The organism is Paenibacillus sp. FSL P2-0173, from assembly GCF_038008045.1.
Classification (GTDB): Bacteria; Bacillota; Bacilli; order Paenibacillales; family Paenibacillaceae; genus Paenibacillus; species Paenibacillus polymyxa_B.
The window spans coordinates 396,859-415,907 of the sequence record NZ_JBBOYK010000003.1; the positions used below are offsets into that span (position 1 = coordinate 396,859).

At 46.8% G+C, this 19,049-nt stretch carries 19 protein-coding genes; 7 read left to right on the forward strand and 12 right to left on the reverse strand.

Translation table 11 applies throughout. From position 1 onward, the window contains the following. Positions 1-9: 9 nt before the first annotated feature. Genes MKX30_RS18195 through MKX30_RS18205 form a run of 3 tightly spaced genes read right to left on the reverse strand, consistent with a single transcriptional unit; the run spans position 10 to position 1,503 of the window. Positions 10-387 carry a DUF4280 domain-containing protein gene (locus MKX30_RS18195; RefSeq protein WP_028540779.1) on the reverse strand — a complete coding sequence of 126 codons (378 nt, stop codon included), beginning with the start codon at positions 385-387 and terminating at the stop codon, positions 10-12. Then, the gene (locus tag MKX30_RS18200; protein WP_341063198.1) at positions 384-914 is read right to left on the reverse strand and encodes a hypothetical protein; all 531 of its coding nucleotides are present in this window, start codon (positions 912-914) and stop codon (positions 384-386) included. Before MKX30_RS18200 ends, MKX30_RS18195 begins: the two co-directional genes overlap by 4 nt. Next, positions 898-1,503 (reverse strand): hypothetical protein, encoded by a 606-nt coding sequence (locus MKX30_RS18205; RefSeq protein WP_341063200.1) that lies wholly within the window; start codon positions 1,501-1,503, stop codon positions 898-900. Before MKX30_RS18205 ends, MKX30_RS18200 begins: the two co-directional genes overlap by 17 nt. Before the next feature lie 371 nt (positions 1,504-1,874). Here MKX30_RS18205 and MKX30_RS18210 point away from each other — a divergent pair, with 371 nt between their 5' ends. Continuing rightward, the gene (locus MKX30_RS18210) at positions 1,875-3,059 is read left to right on the forward strand and encodes a sensor histidine kinase (protein WP_341063202.1); all 1,185 of its coding nucleotides are present in this window, start codon (positions 1,875-1,877) and stop codon (positions 3,057-3,059) included. Positions 3,060-3,197: 138 nt separating this feature from the next. On the opposite strand, the gene MKX30_RS18215 is transcribed toward MKX30_RS18210, so the two are convergent. Continuing rightward, positions 3,198-4,154 (reverse strand): nucleoside hydrolase, encoded by a 957-nt coding sequence (locus tag MKX30_RS18215; protein WP_053326338.1) that lies wholly within the window; start codon positions 4,152-4,154, stop codon positions 3,198-3,200. Between the two features lie 211 nt (positions 4,155-4,365). Here MKX30_RS18215 and MKX30_RS18220 point away from each other — a divergent pair, with 211 nt between their 5' ends. Then, positions 4,366-4,959 carry a hypothetical protein gene (locus tag MKX30_RS18220; protein ID WP_028540784.1) on the forward strand — a complete coding sequence of 198 codons (594 nt, stop codon included), beginning with the start codon at positions 4,366-4,368 and terminating at the stop codon, positions 4,957-4,959. Between the two features lie 80 nt (positions 4,960-5,039). Here MKX30_RS18220 and MKX30_RS18225 read toward each other — a convergent pair whose 3' ends face one another. From MKX30_RS18225 to MKX30_RS18235, 3 genes are read right to left on the reverse strand one after another with little or no spacing between them, the layout of a single operon-like run. Further along, a complete protein-coding gene (locus tag MKX30_RS18225; protein ID WP_028540785.1) occupies positions 5,040-5,648 on the reverse strand; it encodes a pentapeptide repeat-containing protein in 609 nt (202 codons plus the stop codon). A 37-nt stretch (positions 5,649-5,685) separates the two neighbouring features. Next, complete coding sequence (locus MKX30_RS18230; protein ID WP_013312480.1) at positions 5,686-6,195, reverse strand: MarR family winged helix-turn-helix transcriptional regulator; 510 nt, start codon at positions 6,193-6,195, stop codon at positions 5,686-5,688. Then, entirely contained in the window at positions 6,185-8,557 is a 2,373-nt protein-coding gene (locus MKX30_RS18235; RefSeq protein ID WP_341063318.1) for an ATP-dependent DNA helicase, read from the reverse strand. Before MKX30_RS18235 ends, MKX30_RS18230 begins: the two co-directional genes overlap by 11 nt. A 168-nt stretch (positions 8,558-8,725) precedes the next feature. Between MKX30_RS18235 and MKX30_RS18240 the strand changes: the two genes are divergently transcribed. Together MKX30_RS18240 and MKX30_RS18245 are read left to right on the forward strand one after the other, a co-directional pair. Then, positions 8,726-9,802, forward strand: coding sequence for a GGDEF domain-containing protein (locus MKX30_RS18240; protein ID WP_279833484.1), 1,077 nt, complete (start codon positions 8,726-8,728; stop codon positions 9,800-9,802). A gap of 134 nt (positions 9,803-9,936) precedes the next feature. Further along, a complete protein-coding gene (locus tag MKX30_RS18245; protein WP_013312483.1) occupies positions 9,937-10,110 on the forward strand; it encodes an aspartyl-phosphate phosphatase Spo0E family protein in 174 nt (57 codons plus the stop codon). A 105-nt stretch (positions 10,111-10,215) separates the two neighbouring features. Here the strand turns inward: MKX30_RS18245 and cidR are convergent, their stop codons facing one another. After that, entirely contained in the window at positions 10,216-11,115 is a 900-nt protein-coding gene (cidR, locus tag MKX30_RS18250) for a cidABC operon transcriptional activator CidR (protein WP_023990853.1), read from the reverse strand. A 131-nt stretch (positions 11,116-11,246) separates the two neighbouring features. Here cidR and MKX30_RS18255 point away from each other — a divergent pair, with 131 nt between their 5' ends. Next, on the forward strand, positions 11,247-11,618 hold the full coding sequence (locus tag MKX30_RS18255) for a CidA/LrgA family protein (RefSeq protein ID WP_013312485.1): 372 nt from the start codon (positions 11,247-11,249) through the stop codon (positions 11,616-11,618). Continuing rightward, positions 11,615-12,292 (forward strand): CidB/LrgB family autolysis modulator, encoded by a 678-nt coding sequence (locus MKX30_RS18260; RefSeq protein WP_013312486.1) that lies wholly within the window; start codon positions 11,615-11,617, stop codon positions 12,290-12,292. The genes MKX30_RS18255 and MKX30_RS18260 overlap by 4 nt, the downstream gene beginning before the upstream one ends. Positions 12,293-12,407: 115 nt before the next feature. On the opposite strand, the gene MKX30_RS18265 is transcribed toward MKX30_RS18260, so the two are convergent. The 3 genes from MKX30_RS18265 to MKX30_RS18275 form a co-directional block, all read right to left on the reverse strand. Further along, positions 12,408-14,111, reverse strand: a complete 1,704-nt coding sequence (locus tag MKX30_RS18265) for a glycerol-3-phosphate dehydrogenase/oxidase (protein ID WP_341063320.1) — start codon at positions 14,109-14,111, stop codon at positions 12,408-12,410. A gap of 228 nt (positions 14,112-14,339) precedes the next feature. Further along, positions 14,340-15,830: a glycerol kinase GlpK gene (gene glpK / locus MKX30_RS18270; RefSeq protein WP_341063203.1), complete on the reverse strand. Its 1,491-nt coding sequence runs from the start codon at positions 15,828-15,830 to the stop codon at positions 14,340-14,342. A 190-nt stretch (positions 15,831-16,020) separates the two neighbouring features. Continuing rightward, on the reverse strand, positions 16,021-16,857 hold the full coding sequence (locus tag MKX30_RS18275) for a helix-turn-helix transcriptional regulator (RefSeq protein WP_028540790.1): 837 nt from the start codon (positions 16,855-16,857) through the stop codon (positions 16,021-16,023). 212 nt (positions 16,858-17,069) lie between these two features. On the opposite strand from MKX30_RS18275, the gene MKX30_RS18280 reads away from it, so the two are divergent. Then, on the forward strand, positions 17,070-17,816 hold the full coding sequence (locus tag MKX30_RS18280; RefSeq protein ID WP_028540791.1) for an SDR family oxidoreductase: 747 nt from the start codon (positions 17,070-17,072) through the stop codon (positions 17,814-17,816). Between the two features lie 378 nt (positions 17,817-18,194). Here MKX30_RS18280 and MKX30_RS18285 read toward each other — a convergent pair whose 3' ends face one another. After that, positions 18,195-18,752 carry a glycerol-3-phosphate responsive antiterminator gene (locus MKX30_RS18285; protein ID WP_028540792.1) on the reverse strand — a complete coding sequence of 186 codons (558 nt, stop codon included), beginning with the start codon at positions 18,750-18,752 and terminating at the stop codon, positions 18,195-18,197. Positions 18,753-19,049 lie beyond the last annotated feature (297 nt).

The window sequence follows — 19,049 nt, forward strand, 5'->3', positions numbered from 1 at the left end:
ATCTGTTAACTATTCCTGCCCGTCTGTGGTGAACGAGATTTTTCCACACCACATGCATAAGTTCGTGGAGCAACTCATAAGAGCCGGAGATTGATCTACGTATACATCCTTTTTCCCATTCAACCAAGGCATAGAAACGCTCGGTTTGCAGGGCAGCGGAATGATTTTTCCGGAATTTCCTTTGTTAGCAGAAGAGACTGTAGGATTATGCATACTACGGCACATTCCGAAAGAAGGGATATGCGTCTGCGGGTGAAAATCCTGAATATTCCCTTGCAGTTTGTCGCCAATACTAATCCCCCTGTTAGCTGAAACACTAAATCTTCCCGTATGACTTCCATAGCTGCAATGTATCTGTGCCCCATCCACTACATAGCTCTCACTCATTCTTGGACTCTCCTTTGTATAATTGGCCCCTCTGTATCGACCTTTTGTAATTTCAAGCCTGCCAGATTGAACTTCAAAATACATTCAGCCACATCGAGGTCTACAATGATATGATGATTGGCACCCTGAACCCTGAATATTTTATGATTCTCGACTGCATATTCATCTAAAATGATTTTCTTCAGTGTACCGTCCCTATGATATTCACTGCGTGGTGATAAACACATCAGGCTAGGCGGATTTGCCAGCCAATACCTTGTTTGCTGCATTCGCTGCATATCGGCAAAAACAACCAACTTCCAGCTTAATCCGGATTGATATATATCAAAGATTTCCTTTAGTTGTTCAGAAACGATGGATACCGGATGCTCTATAAAATCAATATAATCCGCATCACCTGATACATAAAATTGTAAAATAGATTCTTCATCAGTACATGATGAGCTTTCTGCCCATTCCAATAACTGCCTGCGATTCGTCTCTACTGGATACATATACTCCGTAATACGATTATCCTGTTGAATCATGTAGTACTCCATAAGCTGTTGAATACACCACCTCACTGATTCCTTTATACTCCCCTATTCTTACTTCCAAATCGTCCTCGCATTTCAACGCCTTGAATTCAGGTAAATGTACAGCCTGCTGAATAGCATCTTTCGCTAATTTCAGAATATATTGATGAAATTCCCCTGCAGCCTGGAGTACAAATCGCTCCACATCAGGCTGAAAAATCTTATTCATATAGGGTTTTCGAAGCCGATTCAATTCATCCTCCACTTCTGCTAAAAAGCTGAATACCCAGCCTGCATCATAGATTCCATAACAAGGTTGAGGATCAAAGAACCAATTTTTATCATAGGCTTCGACGACATAGTTATAGTTGCGATCCATCAGATACGTGCGCCTCATAGAATAAGTAATGTATCCGATCCTTGTCTTGGCCACTTCTCCGGAATGGGCTTGCAGACAGATCGATTGAAAGGATTGAATAAAAGAAAAAATGAGCTCATCTTTTCTTTGTTCATACAAATACGCTGCTTGATGTAATTTCTGGTTCAATACATCTTCCGCATAGGTCTTATGGAAGTGTTCTAGGGCTTCCAGTCTATTCATAATTCCACCTCTGAACCTATTATATAGAATATTTACATGATATTACTGGTCCTATCCTCCTATTTTATTACACAATTTTCATATCATGAGATTACATATGAATTTATGAAAATAGAATGAAAATAATCACATTTTTTCGTGAATATGTAATGATATAAACAAAAACTCTCCAAGAAAGGCTAGCATTAGACCTAAGAAATGAAGGTTTGCGCAAGTGAATAGGTAAATGGAAGTAGAAAGATCGGTTTATAATGAAATAATCATGTATAATTAATGATACGCTCCAAAAACACATTCAGAGGATCGGGAATGGGATACACAAACTGCTAGAGTTTTGGATAACCACCACTTTGCATCAGGATTGGAGATACATGATTACTTCACCTACAGGTTTTTATAATAGTATTCAAGAGGCTACCGCGCATGTCATTGATGTGCTAAGTGGTATTTTATATGTAAACACCATTTTTATTGCCGCTAATGACGGCATTACGAATGTGATTGTAGATTCATTTAACCGGGAAGAGGTGCTCGTTAAGGAAGGGGATGTGCTCCCTTTTGAGCTTAGCTATTGTAGTCTGGTGTTGGACCATCCTGCCGATCACCTCACGATTTCAGAAACAACTATTCACCCGCACACATGTGATTTAGATGTGACTAAAACCATTGGAAACCACTCATTTACAGGAATCCCTATTCGCATGAAAAATGGTCAGGCTTACGGAACCATTTGTATCTTGGACGCGCCATCTGTACATTTGACAGAATCCGAACTGAAGGCCCTTCAGGCTATGGCTGTGTTTCTGGGTTATGTGGTAGAACTGGAGAAAGACAAGATAGATGCTGAAATCTCTTCCCTGAACAAGCTGGATTTGATATCTTCCCTGAGTAATAAAATTCGGTTTTCGCTAACCGAAATATGGGGAGCCACCGATCTCATGCTGACGACGGAGTTAACTGAGGAACAACAGCAATATATGAGCATCATGGAGTCGAGCAGTCGCTCGCTCATGACGTTATTGAGTAATATTTTGGATTACAGCACTATGGAATCCAGGCAGATTGATGATATTGAAGATCCGTTTGATCTGAGAACGATGATGGAAAATGTATTGAGCCTGTATACAGAGGTAGCCGCGCAGCGGAATCTCGAGTTGAAGCTCGACTGGAATCTCACCAGCTCGCCTATTTTTATCGGGGATGAAGCTAAAATTCGCCGTATGCTGATTAATTTGGTAGATAATGCAGTGAAGTTTACAAGCACAGGAGCTGTCACTTTATCTGCAACCACCCAATCCGTGACCGATGCACCTGAGATTGAACTGGAATTAAAGGTGAAGGATACCGGAATCGGTATATCTCCGAATAAATTGAATTTGTTGCTTGAACATGACCGTGGGTACTCTCTCTCATATGGAAATCCAGGCTTGGGTTGGCAGATTACCAAACATCTATTAAAACGAATGAACGGTAAGATGATAGGGAGCAGTGAACCTGGTAGCGGGACGGAGATAACGCTCCAGTTCACCCTGAAAATATACCAGGAGTCTGCCTAAAACAGAGATTAGCTTGTGATGATATGGCATATCCTATAATAGAAGCCCGTGACGCATAACGTCACGGGCTTTATGTTATGGGTACGTGTCACTAGGCAGTATTATCACCCTATGCCGCACGTTTGTGCATAGTCAGACTTAGTAACGCTTAGGAGCTGCCAGCTTGGCCAAATCCGCCATATACGTAAAAAAGGCTTCTGGATCTGTATCGTATACCAGGTTCACAGGACGTCCACTTGCCTGTTCCACCGTTCTGCCCTGACTTGGGCCTTCTGCGATAACGCTGCAATGCACCGTCTTTTTCTTGACAATGTCCGGGCGTCCTACGGATGCAGTGGTCAGTACATCCCACAGATAGTAGGTTGAGTTCGTTTCGCTATAAACGAGCGGAGGACATCCTGCATAGCAATTACCCAGGAAATCCACGCCTTCATATCGGCGCTCCGCAGCCCAACGATTGCGTACTGCTGGAGTTAATGGCACTTTGCTTGTGCTTTCCAGCGCTACCAGATCAATCGTAATGCCGCTTTGCCACACCCGATATGCCGCTTCTGGGTCCCAGAACACATTCCACTCTGCTGTGCCGTCATGCTCCGGCTCTTCTACATTCCCTTTTTCAAAGGTGCCCCCCATCCATACCAGCTTTTCAATCTTTGCTTCAATATCCGGTGCTTCATCCAGCGCTCGCGCCAGATCGGTTAGCGGTCCAGTGAATAGCAACAGCGTCTTACCTTCAGCTCCGCGTACCTTTTCAATCAGGTGCTGATGAGCTGGCAGGGATGAAAGCGGTGCTTCCATACGCCCTGATTCATTCAGTACGGGTAATGCATCCACATAGAAGGAATGTAAACGCCAAGCGGCAGGAAACGGATTTTTACCGCGTGAATTAGACTTTGCGACTTCCACAGGCCCTTTATTTTGTCCAAAACGATCAATAATTTTACGACTGGCATCCGTCGCAGGCTCCAGGTAACCATCTGCTGGAATCACCGATACTCCGGTCAAATGAACCTGCTCCATCTGAAGCAGCATAAAAAGGGATACTAGATCATCCACTCCACCATCATGATTAAAATAAACGTTTGTCTGACTCATCTGTCTCTTCCTTCCTTTATCCCCGTAAAACAGGCTTGTTCTTATCGGCAACCATCCTTCATTATGCCTGATCGCTTCACAGGAGTAAATGTGGGATAGTGCGTGAATCAGGGATTTTTTGCTTACTCCATGCTTAAGAAAGGTAGAAATGTGTGTAATAACAGGGTAGAATCATGGGTCCTAATCGGAAGCGTATGAAGGAGAGATGCATATGACAGCCCGAACAATAGAAGAGTTGGAGCAGATCCGTAAAGAATGTAAATCCATGGTGACGAAAAGGGCTGCGGCTTCAGGTGGGGCGGTATTAGTTCCAGTTCCAGGGGCTGACGTTCTTGCTGATGTTGGCATTTTGATGCAGCTACTGCCAGCTATTAATGGAAAATTCGGATTATCTGAGAAGCAGCTGGAAGGTCTGGACGCAGAAACAAAATCCATGGTGTATGGTTTTATCACCTCAATTGGCAGCAAGCTGATCGGGCGACTCATTACCCGTGAAGTCATCGTGCAGATTTTGAAAAAAATGGGCATTCGTATCGCTACCAAGCAGGTTAGCAAGTTTGTCCCCCTTCTGGGGCAAGGGCTAGCCGCGGCAATTGGCTTTACTGCTATGCGAACCATTGGTAATCGGCATGTCGATCAATGTTATGAAGTGGCCAAGCGCTTGCTGGAGCAGCGAACTGCGGCAGATATCGCGCGCAACTGGACGGTTCCACAGCAGCCGCTAGAGCCTGTGGGAGTTGATCATTTGCCAAACCGGGACCCGGAAGCAGCAATTCCACTACTGCCAGCATCCACTAAAGATTAAGTCCTTCAAATTCAAGTCAACCATCCATTTCACCCACACGGGGTACTGCAGATCGAGACAGCTCCTGTATCCCGTGCTTTTTAGCCTTCCACCTTGGCTCCATAGGAGCGAGCTACCGCTACTGCCTGCTCGATATCCAGCTTGGCTCCAGTGATGTCCAGATCTTTAAAATTCACACCATCCATTTTCGCACCGCGCAGGTCTGTTCCTTGAAGATGGGCTTTGTGCAGTCTTACTCGGGTAAGATCCGCCTCCCGCAAATCTGCTTTTTCCAAATTGCATTCGGATAAGTCAGCTTCCTTGAATCGTATTTTTCGCAAATCTTGTTTTCTTAAATCTGCATGACGCAAATTCGTATAAGACCAGTCTCCGCCCGTAATTGTGATACCATCCATATTCGCCCCCGCAAAATCTGAACCTACTAGCTTGCAGTTATCAAACCGGACTACAAACAGATTGGCGCTGGTGAACAAACAATTGGTAAAAGCCGACTCCTTGTAGTGAGATGCATTCAGAATGGCTCCGGTAAAATCACAGTCCACAAAAGTACAGCCCTCCACGAGGGACTCATTCATCTCCACACCCCGAAAGCGACATCGGGTAAACTCGCAATTTCTCCACTCGCCTTCTCTGGCATCCATTGATCCAAAATCACGGGCTTCATAGACCTCATCTGTATAAAAGAACATGTTCTCTCTCCTATTCCTTATTCCTTATATTAGGAACTCAGCATTTCGGCAAGGACCGCTCAAAACCGCCTTTCATTTTTCCCAGTAAACCCTTCATCATCTTATGATCCTGCGGCGTAAACTCAGACATACACGACCGAATCAACTTCGTATAATAAGGGACTATCTTACTTAACAGTTCTCGTCCCGCCTCTTTTAATCCGACAGTCACCATCCGCCCGTCACTCTCATGAGCCACACGTTCAATCATGCCATCTCGCTCTAATCCGTCGATCAGCCCCGTCATGGTTCCACGCGTCACATCAGCTTTTTCCGCCAACTCTGATGGTGTCATGCGATGCGGCGAATGGCAATGCAACAGGCTAAGAACAATAATCCGGCCCTGAGAAGCCCCCAACTTGCTAAAATCGGTATCCATTTCTCTGAAAATACCGTTAGCCAAGCGCGCAAATGTCACAAAAGTCTCTATATTATCCACTTCGGCATCTTCATGTCCAAAGCTACGCAGCACCCCGCGTATGGAGTCATTATGAAAATTAAAGTTCATAGTCTATCCATTCCTTCCTTAATCCCGCTTGTTCCGTCAGACGGTAGCTTTTCCATTCGTCTGGCAGCAAAGAAGCATACGGTTCCTTGGCAAAACGATCATCTACCAGGACCAACAATCCTTCGTCGTGCTCTGTGCGAATAAGTCTGCCACCTGCCTGAAGAACCTTGTTCATCCCTGGATATACATACGCATAGTTGAAACCATTCCGTCCCTGTTCGGAAAAATAATCCCGCAGCACATCCCGCTCTGCTCCAATTTGCGGCAAGCCGACGCCGACGACCACTACCCCATTTAAGCGATCCCCAGGTAAATCGACACCTTCAGCAAACACACCACCCAGTACGGCAAAGCCAAGCAAGGTGTGCTCTTGCCCAGGCTGGAAAGCCTCTAGAAATCGATCCCGCTCTGGTTCGGTCATCCCCGGACTTTGTACCAACGTATTTGCGGACACGTCCCGAAGCATGAACTCCTCATATACCTCACGCAGATATGGATAGGACGGGAAAAATACAAGGATATTTCCTTTCCGTTCTACAACCAATGCAGCCAGCATATCCGCAATCGCCCCTTTGGAACGCTCACGATCCCGATAACGGATGGAGAGCGGCAACAGACGTACATCCCACTGCTCCTGATGGAAGGGGGAAGGAACCTGTAACGTATAATCTTCCTCGTTTGCTCCGAGCATGTCCCGGTAATAAGCAAGCGGTGTCAACGTTGCGGAAAAATAAATGGCTGAGCGGTAGCCCTTAATAGCTTGTCCCAGCAAGTGAGAAGGATCGAGGCAGAACAGCTTGACCCTCACTTCACTGCGCCCCGCTTCCACATAAGTAACGTATCGTTCATCGTATAAAGCAGCAATGCGCAGCATATTCTGAGCGGTAAAATACGTATCTAGAAGCAATGCATAAGCCGTACTCTCACCGCTTGCGTGGCTTGTACTGCCCCCCGTCACCAGTTCACGTTCAGCTGCTTCCACAAAAGGCGCCAACAGCTCCAGCACCTCTTGCGGTGCTACTGTCTCCACTGCTTTTCCTGTATCTGCATATTGCTTGCGCAGCGTAATCATATGTGCGTTCACTGCACTCGCAGCCGCAGCAATCTCTGGGCTTAGCAACTTAAATTCTCGTTTCAGTTCTAAAAAAGAAGATTTCAAAATTTCCGCCGAAAACATGTCCCGACCGCGTTCTACCAGATTATGCGCCTCATCCACCAGTACGACACCTTTTCGCTTGTGCTCCTCCAGTAATCTTTTCAAAGAAATCCGTGGATCGAAAACATAATTATAATCACTGATTATACCATCCGAGGCATACGCCACATCCAGCGAAAATTCAAAGGGACATACCTTATGCTTGCGCGCATAACGCTCAATCACCGCCCGGGTCATTAACGTCTCATTCGCCAAAATATCGGATACCGCACCGTTGATCCGGTCGTAATAGCCCTCGCACATGCTGCATGATCCAGCATCACAATCATTTTCATCCTTAAAGCAAATTTTATCCTTCGCAGTCAAAGTCACCACATGCATGTGCAGCCCTTGGGCCTGCATTCTAGCGTAAGCTTCTTCGGCTGCTGCCCGAGTGGTGGTACGAGCCGTCACATAATATACTCGCCTAACCTGCCCCTCACCGATAGCCTTGATCGCAGGAAACAAGGTGGATACCGTTTTACCAATACCTGTAGGCGCTTTGGCAAACAGGTTAACCCCTTCGGCAATCGTCTTGTACACCGAACCCGCGAGAGTTCGCTGACCCGAACGATATGTGTCAAAGGGAAAGTTCAACATAGCAATGCTGGCATCCCGCTTTTCCGCATGTGCTCTCAGCAGGAATGCATACGGTGCATAACCAGCAATCATCTCTTGTGCGAAAGCTTCTAGCTCAGCAAAGGATAGCTCGCGCCTAAATCGGCGAATGTCTTCACTGTGTGCCTGTACATAAGTAAGCTGGACCTGCATGGAATGATGTTGTTCCTCACGAGCAATCATATAGGCATACAGAAATGCTTGTGCCCAGTGTACGGGTTGACCGTCACCCTGAATATCTTCGAGGGGCAAAGAGATCGATTTAATTTCATCAACTGTCCATACGCCATCCAGCTCAATCAGTCCGTCACAGCGGCCTTCAATGATAAACAATTCGTCCTTATACGAAATTTCTGTACGTAAATGTACCTCTTTGCGGTCATGCTCCTTGTAACCTTTCTGGATAACCTGATGCACGCGAGTTCCTTCGAGCATACTGCTATTCGAGCGAAAGCCGCTATGAATGCTGCCGCTCCGATGCACATATTCCACAAGTGGACGCACCGATATGTGAATTGGTTCCTTCATACGATCACCCGTTCCGGTCATAGTCCTTTCACTGTACCACGTAGATAAACGAAACGTAAGGGACATAAGAATCGTTTGTGGTCGATTGGTATTCACTCATGCCTACTTTTTACCGAAATATAGAAACGAGGCCTTTTGCTTTATTCCCCACGATACTACAACTCTCATTTCAGCATAAAGGATAGGGATATGTTAAAAGAATTAATTAACAATTTTGCGTTATTAACAAGCTTCTTATTCTTTGGAAATTTATTTTTCCGGAAATATGAGCGTTACCTAAAAAAACATGTATTCATTTATCGGGTAATGAACGGTTTAATGCTGGGTCTGTTTGGCATTCTGTTAATGATGACCGGTTTATGGATCCGTGGGCACTTTGTGGTCGATCTGCGCCAATTGGCGATTATCATTTCTGTTTATATGGGAGGATCGGTATCCGGTCTGCTGACTACCTTGATCATAAGCCTGTACCGTATTTACATCACAGGTGGTTGGACAGATGTTTCTCTGACTGCTACCGTCAATTGCTTCATGACACTGGGCATTTCACTTATTTTTATTCGAGAAAAAAGCCTAACACTCCGCATGTGGATGTCGGCTGTGCTTGGAGCTGCTGTAGTGTCACTGTTATCTACTTTCTATGTGGTTAATCCTCCTGATAATGAATCTATGATAATAATCACAACCGTTAAGTTACTTGGCGGCCTGTTCACTTATTTTATGATGTCCCATATCAAAAAAACAGAACGAGCTGTTCATCTGCTGGAAGAAGCTGCAAATCGGGATCATTTAACCGGACTCTACAGTCCGCGTGCTTTCGATGCGCTATTCGAAGAGGTCTTTCATACTTCCAAGACTACAAAACAGCCCTTTGGACTCGTGATGCTGGATATTGACCACTTTAAAAATATTAATGATACGTATGGTCATTTGAACGGAGATACCGTCTTAAGCCAATTAGGAATGCTGTTAATCCGGGAATCTACAACGAGGGCGTACCCCTCCCGTAAAGGCGGAGAGGAATTTGCCATTCTGATTGGAAATTGCGATAGTCAGAAAGCAGCAAGCTTTGCCGAAAAGATTCGGAAAGCTGTGGAAAATGAACGTTTTCTTTTGAATGACGGAACCTCGATCTCTCTAACCGTATCCATTGGAGCAGGCAGTTCACCTGTCATTGCATCGAGGCACTTACTGGAAAAGTCAGATGAGGCATTATATGAAGCTAAGCGTTCAGGACGCAATCAGGTGAAACTGGCAAAACCATAAATATTAGTCGCTAAATGTCAGGAAAGCTGGATTATTGTTAATAAAAAGTGGTAAAATGGAAATAACATCGTTATCAAAAAAACTTCTGCCGCTAGTGGAGACATGCCTTACAATCGACATGGGGGGTGGGCTTTGTGAACCTCGAACAATTGGAAAAACTCATGGAAAAAGAACGCCGTGAACTGAATCGCATGGCTGACTTACACGGATTAAAAGATGAACGTGTATTGGACAAATCCTCCAGACTTGACCGTATTATGGACAAGTACCTTCACACCAAGCGTGCAATAAACCAAACACACTCATAGAAGCAAGCTACATCGCTGCCCCTCAGGGCAGCTTTTTTATGATGTAAGCAGTATTCGTCCTCCTTCGGTGCACCTCTGCATCGTACTCACCTTCTTGTTGACTGACTATTTTCCGCCATATTCCGTCCGCAACAATTGTTGTGTGAACGATATCCATTCTCTGGCGGCAAAGGACAGATAACGATCGTTCCGCCAGATCATCCCCAAATGCCAAGGTATGACGGGGTCCACCAATGGAAGAACACGCAAGCGCTCGGAATCCAGATCTCGGCAAATGGCCTCCGGCAACAGCGCTACTCCCAGGTTTGCAGCAACCATTTCGCTAATCAGATCCCATTGTGAGCTTTCGTAGACTACACGCGGCTGAAAGCCAGCACGAACACATTCCGCAATGATACGGTCATGCAGCGTAAAATCCTCACGGAACAGTACAAACGCCTCCTCCGCCAACGCAGATAACGGTACCTCCTTGCACTCTGCCAATGCATGCGTAGGATGAACGAGCAAATTCAGCTTTTCCTCCACAAACAGAAATGTCTCAAACATATCTCCAACCGCAGGCAGCACAATCACCCCGATATCCAATGCCCCGGCTTCTACGTCCTGTTCCACTTTCTTCGCCCCGTCCTCAAATAATTGAATGGTCACATCAGGATATGCCTTATGGAATTCTCCAATGACACGCGGAAAAAAGCTTGATCCGACCATAGGGGGCAGGCCAATACGGATATGTCCCTTTTTCAGGTTCATCAAATCACTCAGCTCCGAGGACAGGCTCTGAAAGGACTTTACAATCGCTTGTGCTTGAAGCTCAATTACCTTTCCCGCGTCCGTCAGTTCGATTCTTTTGCCAATTCGGTCGAACAAAGCGACCCCCAATTCATCTTCCAGACTTTTAATCGTCTTACTGATCGTCGGCTGGGTAATAAACATGCTCTGGGCTGCCTTTGTAAAGCTACGCAACCGCGCGACTTCCAAAAAGTATTGTAAATGTCGGATATCCAAAGCTACACCTTCTCCCATAGACAAACGGAATAGATTACATTCTTTATATGCATTTTACTCATGAAAGCTTGTGATGTAAAATTTCATTACAGTTTGAAAATAACCGATCTCAAAGATAGGAGCCATTATATATGAAAAGCTTCATACGCGGTGTCCTCCAGATCGCCGTCCTGATGGCCTTTTCGCTCATCCTGAACGCGGTAGTCTCTTGGCTCCACCTGCCTGTACCCGGTAGTATCATTGGTATGCTGATCCTTTTTATTCTGCTGCAAACCGGCTTGGTCCGGCTAAGCTGGATTGAAGTTGGCGCAAACTGGTTGCTGGCCGAGCTGCTATTATTCTTTATTCCCTCCGCTGTCGGCGTTATGAATTATTGGCCGATGCTGGAACACGATGGTATGAGCATTATGCTGGTCGTGTTGCTCGGCACCTTTCTGGTGATGGCCTGCACAGGTATGGTCGCTAGTCTGCTTGGTAAACGAAAGGAGCATAAATCATCATGACCGGTCTTCTATGTATTGTATTGACACTCGCTATTTACTGGATGGCCAAACGCATGTACCGCACACTACCCAAGGTGTATTTGTCTCCATTGCTCATTACACCTATTGTTATCATTTTGATTTTGACGCTGACGGGTGTGAACTACCGTTCTTATAATTCGGGCGCTCACTTGCTGTCCATGCTGCTACAGCCAGCTACGATTGCATTTGCTGTCCCTTTGTACCGATATTTCCCTGTGTTAAAAAAACACGCGACCCAAATCGTGCTTAGCGTGCTGTCTGGGTCTGTTGTAGCCGTGTTGTCCTCCATGGCGCTTGCTAAGTGGATGCACCTGAATTCTTCGCTGCTGAGCAGCCTGATTCCTCGCTCCATTACGACGCCCATTGCGATGAATGTATCGCAAACGATTGGCGGCAATCCGACGGTCACGGCTGTATTCGTTATTCTGACCGGATTGAGCGGTCTTATTATCGGTCCGATGATTGTAAAACTGTTCCGTATCGAAAATGAAGTCTCACGCGGGGTGCTGCTCGGTACCGGTGCTCATGGTACAGGCACTTCCAAAGCATTCGAGTTCAGTTCGCTGACGGGGACGATATCCAGCATCTCGATGGTGCTCGCCGCTCTCTTTACCTTGGCGGCTGCCCCGTTCCTGTTCCACTTGATGCTGTAAGCCATCTGTATACAAAGAAGCAGCGATTCTCTTGTTATGAAGAATCGCTGCTTCTTTGCTTTCAGTCCATGTCTCAAAGCAATGGATGGCTCAAGGATATATATCCCTCGCGGCCTCAAATAGCTTTAACGTCACCGGGTTTCACCTCTACCTCTACAGGCGTTACAGCTTCATACAGGTAAGCATCCAGCTCAGCCGTATATTGTCGTTCTTGCGCGGCGCTCCAGCCTGCACGTTCAGACATCCATGCGATGGCGGGCTGTTTCCAGCGCTTCACCTCGTCAATCTGGAAGAACAGAGCCCCAGTTCGGCGTATAAAAAAATCAGACGGTGTCACTGTCATTTCCTGTTCCATCGCATACAGGAGCGGGGCACGCACTTCCACTGGCAGCGCCGCTTCCTTCTCGGTAGCCTCCTTCATGCTCTGTGCCGCTATGGCAAACAATCGCTCTGTGTTGGAGCCATAGCGGGTAGCCCATGCTCTAGCTATATCCGGCGACAGGCCGAGCGCAACACCTGCTGCGGTTTGCTTACCTACGTACGCGTCCCAGCCCGCTGAGCCTCCTACGCTGCCACCCGAAATCGGGATATGTCTGGTGCGGCATGCCCGGAAGCTCTGCCCATGCAAGCGCCCCAGCTCCTGTACCGCACGATCCACGACGAGTTCGGACATTTTCCGGTAGCCCGTCAGCTTGCCGCCTGCAATCGTGATCAGACCTGAACGGGATTCCCAAATTTCGTCCTTGCGTGAAATTTCCGAAGGGCTTTTACCGTCTTCATAAATGAGCGGCCGTACCCCTGCCCAACTGGATTCTACATCCGTAACAGTCAGCTTTACATCCGGAAACATTCCGTTGATCGCTTGAAGCACATAGGCCCGATCTTCGGCGGTCATCCGGGGATGCGCCGTATCCCCCTCATACACCGTGTCGGTCGTACCTGCATAGGTTTTTCCATCACGTGGGATGGCAAATACCATGCGTCCATCCGGTGTATCGAAGTACACTGCCTGTTTGAGCGGAAAGCGCTCAGCATCGAACACCAGGTGAATACCTTTCGTCAGGCGAAGCACCTTGCCCTCTTTGGAGCGATCCATTTCCCGCAACGTATCTACCCATGGTCCGGCTGCATTAATAACCAGCGAAGCTCGAATTTCGTATGGCTTTCCCGTTACCCAGTCCGTTACGCTCGCACCGCTTATTCGTCCTTCGTCATACAGCAGCTTGTCAGCCTTGGCATAGTTCACCGCCAGCGCCCCTCGTGTAACAGCTTCCTTCATGACCTCAATCGTCAGGCGAGCGTCATCTGTGCGGTACTCTACATAGCTGCCGCTTCCCTTCAGTCCATCACGCTTCAGCAAAGGCTCGCGCTCTAGTGTAGCTTGGATGTCCAGCATGCGGCGGCGCTCACTACGCTTAACACCAGCAAGGAAATCATATACCAGCAGCCCGACAGAGGTGGTGAATGCGTTAAACGTGCCGCCCTTGTGAAAAGGAAGTAGCATACGCTCGGGTATGGTCACATGTGGACCATTTTCGAATACGATTGCCCGCTCCTTCCCGACCTCGGCTACCATCTTAACTTCAAACTGCTTCAAATAACGAAGACCACCATGCACTAGCTTGGTCGAGCGACTGGACGTACCCGCTGCGAAATCCTGCATCTCCACCAATGCTGTCTTCAAACCACGATCCGCCGCATCCAGCGCAATACCCGCCCCTGTAATGCCGCCGCCAATGATTAAAATATCAAAATGCTCATGTCCCATACGTTCCAAAACAGCGGTTCTCTCCTGCGCAGCAAATCCCTGTTCTCCCATCATTTATCCCTCCAGCTTTGTATATATTCACGATGCAATCTGCCAACCGAATCATCATAAGGTACAAAAAAAGACCACGAACATCGCTGCGGCGGATGCCGAGCGGTTCATGGTCTCTCCAAGTCTCCTGACGAGTATTAACTTATCTATATCGTAGCACACACGGTACGCTATGAAAAGGGAAATCTGCCTGTTGCCAGATGGCTGCCTTCTATCGCAAAACCGTCTCTACTTGAACGCCATTGCGGCATGAACTGCCTTTTTCCAACCACCATAAAGCTCAGTCCGCATGTCCTCACTCATGGACGGAGTAAAGGTATGATCACTCTGAGCATATCCCCGGACTTCATCCAGACTGCTCCAAAACCCAACTGCCAGTCCCGCTAAATACGCCGCACCGAGTGCAGTTGTCTCGTTCACAGCAGGTCGTTCTACAGGCAGATCGAGAATATCGCTCTGGAACTGCATCAGGAACTCGTTCATCACTGCGCCTCCATCTACACGCAATGAACGCACAGGTACACCCGAATCGCTCGCCATGGCAGTTAGGACATCTTTAGTCTGGTAGGCCAGCGATTCCAGTACCGCTCGTATAAAGTGCTCCTTGGTCGTTCCCCGCGTCAAACCAAATGTCGCGCCGCGCACGTCACTGTCCCAATACGGGCTGCCCAAACCCACAAAGGCTGGGACAAAATATACCCCTTCCGTCGAGGTCACACGCGCCGCATACGCTTCACTATCTGTGGCCTCGCGGAACATGCGCAGCCCGTCACGCAACCACTGAATAGCAGACCCAGCTACAAAAATGCTGCCCTCCAGCGCATACTTTACCTGACCATTCAGCCCCCATGCAATGGTCGTAATCAGTCCATGTTCCGAGTCACAGGGTTCATCTCCGGTATTCATCAGCATAAAGCATCCCGTACCGTATGTATTTTTAATCATGCCCTTGTCAAAGCATCCCTGACCGAACAGAGCTGCTTGCTGATCGCCCGCCGCTCCGGCAATAGGGATTTCCTGCCCAAAAAAGTGATAATCCACCGTATGAGCATATATCTCAGAAGATGATTTCACCTCTGGTAGCATAGACGCAGGAACGCCGAGAATATCCAGCAGCTCCTCATCCCATTTTAGCTCATATATGTTGTACATGAGTGTGCGGGCCGCATTGGAGTAGTCCGTTACATGTGCTTTACCACCGGACAATCTCCAGATTAGCCAGGTATCAATCGTACCAAACAGCAAATCCCCGCGCTCCGCTTGAACTCGTGCTCCTTCGACGTTGTCGAGTATCCATTTGACCTTGGTGCCAGAAAAGTAGGGATCAATGAGTAGTCCCGTTTTGCTATGAAAAATATGATCAAATCCACGGCTTTTCAATTCCTCGCAGATTCCGGTTGTTTGCCGTGACTGCCACACCAGCGCATGATATACAGGCAGACCCGTATGTTTATCCCACACCACTACGGTTTCCCGTTGATTCGTAATACCAATCCCGGCAATTTGGCTGGCTTTCACACCTGATTCCGACAGGCAGGAGGCGATGACGGCCAAAATAGAGCTCCATATTTCATTTGCGTTTTGCTCTACCCACCCCGGCTGGGGAAAATACTGTGGGAACTCCCGTTGTGCCTTGTATACCACTTTTCCCTGCCGATCAAACAAGATGGCCCGCGAACTGGTTGTGCCCTGATCCAAGGCAAGAATGTATTGCTCCATCACTTCCCGATCTCCTTGCTTATAATGTTATGATGCCCACTTTTTAGGATTATCCAGACTTATTCTAAAAATCCTTGGCCCAATAATGAAAAAGCGGCGAGCTAAGACAAGAAAATAAAGTCTTAGACTGCCGCTGCTTGTATTGAACTAACGTTTCCCGTTAGCGAAATGACCTGACTTTCTATCGTCCTCAAAGAGATCCCTGTAATAAATCTTCTAACAGCTCATTAGTTCCTGTGTTTTCGATTGGCGTATATATCCCCATCACGAACTCACCACTTTCAGAGACTGTAAAAGTATTGTAACGAAATGTCAATAGTCCTGCTTGAGGATGATGTATCACTTTTTCCCCTTCCGAGTTTCTGGAAACATCATGGCGTCCCCACCACTCTCTAAACTCCTCGCTTCTGTCACTTAACATGTTAACTAAATCCTGATACCACGAATCATTCATGTGTAAGGCGTATCGGCTTCTGAAATGGGCCAACAGCATGGTGGCGACGTCTTCCCAATTAACTATGCGAGCTTTGTTATCCTTCATCATAAAGATGCGCCAAAGAATATTTCTTTCAATTTCTGCTATTTGGTTAAAGTCTCCACACAATATACTTGTCATTTTGTTCCAAGCAAAAAGGTTCCATCGCCTGTCGATGACATAGGCAGGGTATGTTCCCAGCTTGTCGAGAACCTGTTGAAGGGCTGGAGAAATGGATTCATCTTCTGTTACGTTTGGAAGTACAGAATGGTTAGCCAATACGAATAGATGGTTGCGTTCGTCATTACTGAGTCGAAGTGTTCGCACCAAACTCTCCAGTACTTGTTCCGACACTTGAATATCCCGCCCCTGCTCCAATGCGGTGTACCATGGTAAGGAAATGCCTGATAGACTTGCCACTTCTTCTCGCCTCAGACCAGGCGTACGACGACGTGAGGTCTCAACCCGAAATCCCACATCATGCGGGGATAGACGTGTGCGACGAGTCCGAAGAAAATCAGCTAGTTCTTTTCGTCTTCTTTCAGAATTCATAACAATGATACACCTCTATATCCTGATAGAATTTATAACAGTATCCGTACAATTAGCATTCAGAACAGTACTACAAATACAGACCTATTTGGGCGTTTACAAAACTGATTATAATCGATTTGTCGCCTACAGTGTAGGAGGAATCGGCAGTCAAGGCTGAATAGGTTGTACTTCCGTTCCATAACAAATAATCGAAGAAGAGAGGATTTAGGGTGAAACCAGAACAGAACGATCGTAGCAGTACTTTGAGAGGCCAACGCATTATTCTCTTCGGAGGAACTTCTGGAGTTGGATTTGCGACAGCCGAAGCCGCTGCACGGGAAGGAGCGTCCGTAGTCGTAGTATCCAGTCGAAAAGAGAAGGTTCACAATGCGATCTTGCGCCTCCCCCAAGGTTCGGAAGGACATGTGGTTGATCTATCTAGCGAGGAGCAGGTTCAAACATTTTTCAGCCAAATTGGTGAATTAGACCACTTGGTTTTCTCGGCAGGCGATTCATTACTAATCAAAAATCTCAGCTCAATTGACGTGGAGACTGCACGGCGATCCTTTAACCTGCGGTACTGGGGAGCGTTTATGGCCGCAAAATACGGAAGTGAGAACATCAGACAGAACGGTTCCATCATTTTAACTTCTGGCATTGCCGGAGTCCGACCTCAGAAGGGTTTGACGGTCGCAGCCAGCGTATGTAGTGCTGTTGAATCTCTAGCCAGGGCGCTGGCTGTTGAACTCAGTCCTCTTCGTGTCAACACCGTTAGTTTAGGGCTAATACGTACTGAGATGTGGGACAGTATTCCTGAGGAAGACCTAAACGCGATGTATGAAACTGCCGGAAAAGACCTCCCTGCTGGCCGAGCGGGAGAACCCGAAGACGCAGCTGAGGCTTATCTTTATTTAATGCGTGGAAAATATTCCACCGGACAGACCATTGTCGTGGATGGCGGTTCTACACTGGTGTGATTTAATTGTACAAGAAGTGTAATATGTCTATACTTTACGCTCCAATGAATTTCACATCGAGTCACTACAGACTCAATCATGGAGTTGCCTCCAACAACAAGGGTACTCTTAATGTCAGCATGCTTTAACCCATTACCATTCAGCAATGAAAAGACTGTACGAGGTCACCAGAGCATGATCATGTTCCTAGGTGGCCTCCCACCAAATAACTTCTTTATATACGGGACTGCTTAAGTCCTCGACCAAAATCTTGAAAATCAGAATTCTACTGATTTAGATCAACCTCGTGATAGGACTAAACAAACATCTTGCAGAAATACCCAAGATACAAAATGAGTTTTTTTGAATTTATGCAAAATACATATGATCAAATCTAATCTATTGCCTATAATGCTCGAACAGTTGTTTATTGGAGGTTGTAACTGCTGTAGCTCCCGCAGCCAACGCCGCTTCCACATCCTCTGGGGTGCGAATAAGTCCACCCGCCAAAATAGGAATGCCCGTGCGTTCGCTGACTTCCTTAATCATAGGTGGAACAACACCGGGCAGCACCTCAATATAATCAGGTCGTGTTTTTTCCACCAGTGCGTAGCTTTTTTCCAGCGCAATCGTATCGAGCAGGAACACCCGCTGTACAGCAAGAATCCCTTTCTTTTTAGCAGTTGCAATCACCCCGGATCGGGTCGAAATAATCCCAAACGGCTTAATTTCCTGACACAAATATTCAGCCGCATACTCGTCATTCTTCAAGCCTTGCACCAGGTCGGCATGCAGAAGCATTTGCTTGCTGCGACTCCTAGCCATCTGGTACAGGTTGCGCAGCTGCGCTACATGCGTATCCAGAAAAACCGCATACTCATAAGAGCTGTCCAAAATACCCTCCAGCTGCTTCATATGCTTAGCTGCAGGTAAAATGCGTTGTCCCTGAAATGGCATGGATATCCCCCTTAAAGCTGAATGTCGGTCAAACTCGTTCAAATTTTATATTATCACTCTGTTCGACGAAGGTGAAGCGGTTTCAAAAGAATACCCCTTTATACTCCATATGTGCCTTTATTTCTAAACAACATCCATGGATCATCTCTATTGGCTGCCACATCTGCCAGGTTCCTGGGATATTGTGGTTGGAACTCCCCATCATCCCCAACTGTGCGCTCGATTACTCCCGCCTCTTTTACTTCCCTACCACAAAAACATTGAGATATTGCTTTCTTTTTTGTGCTTTTTAAGCAT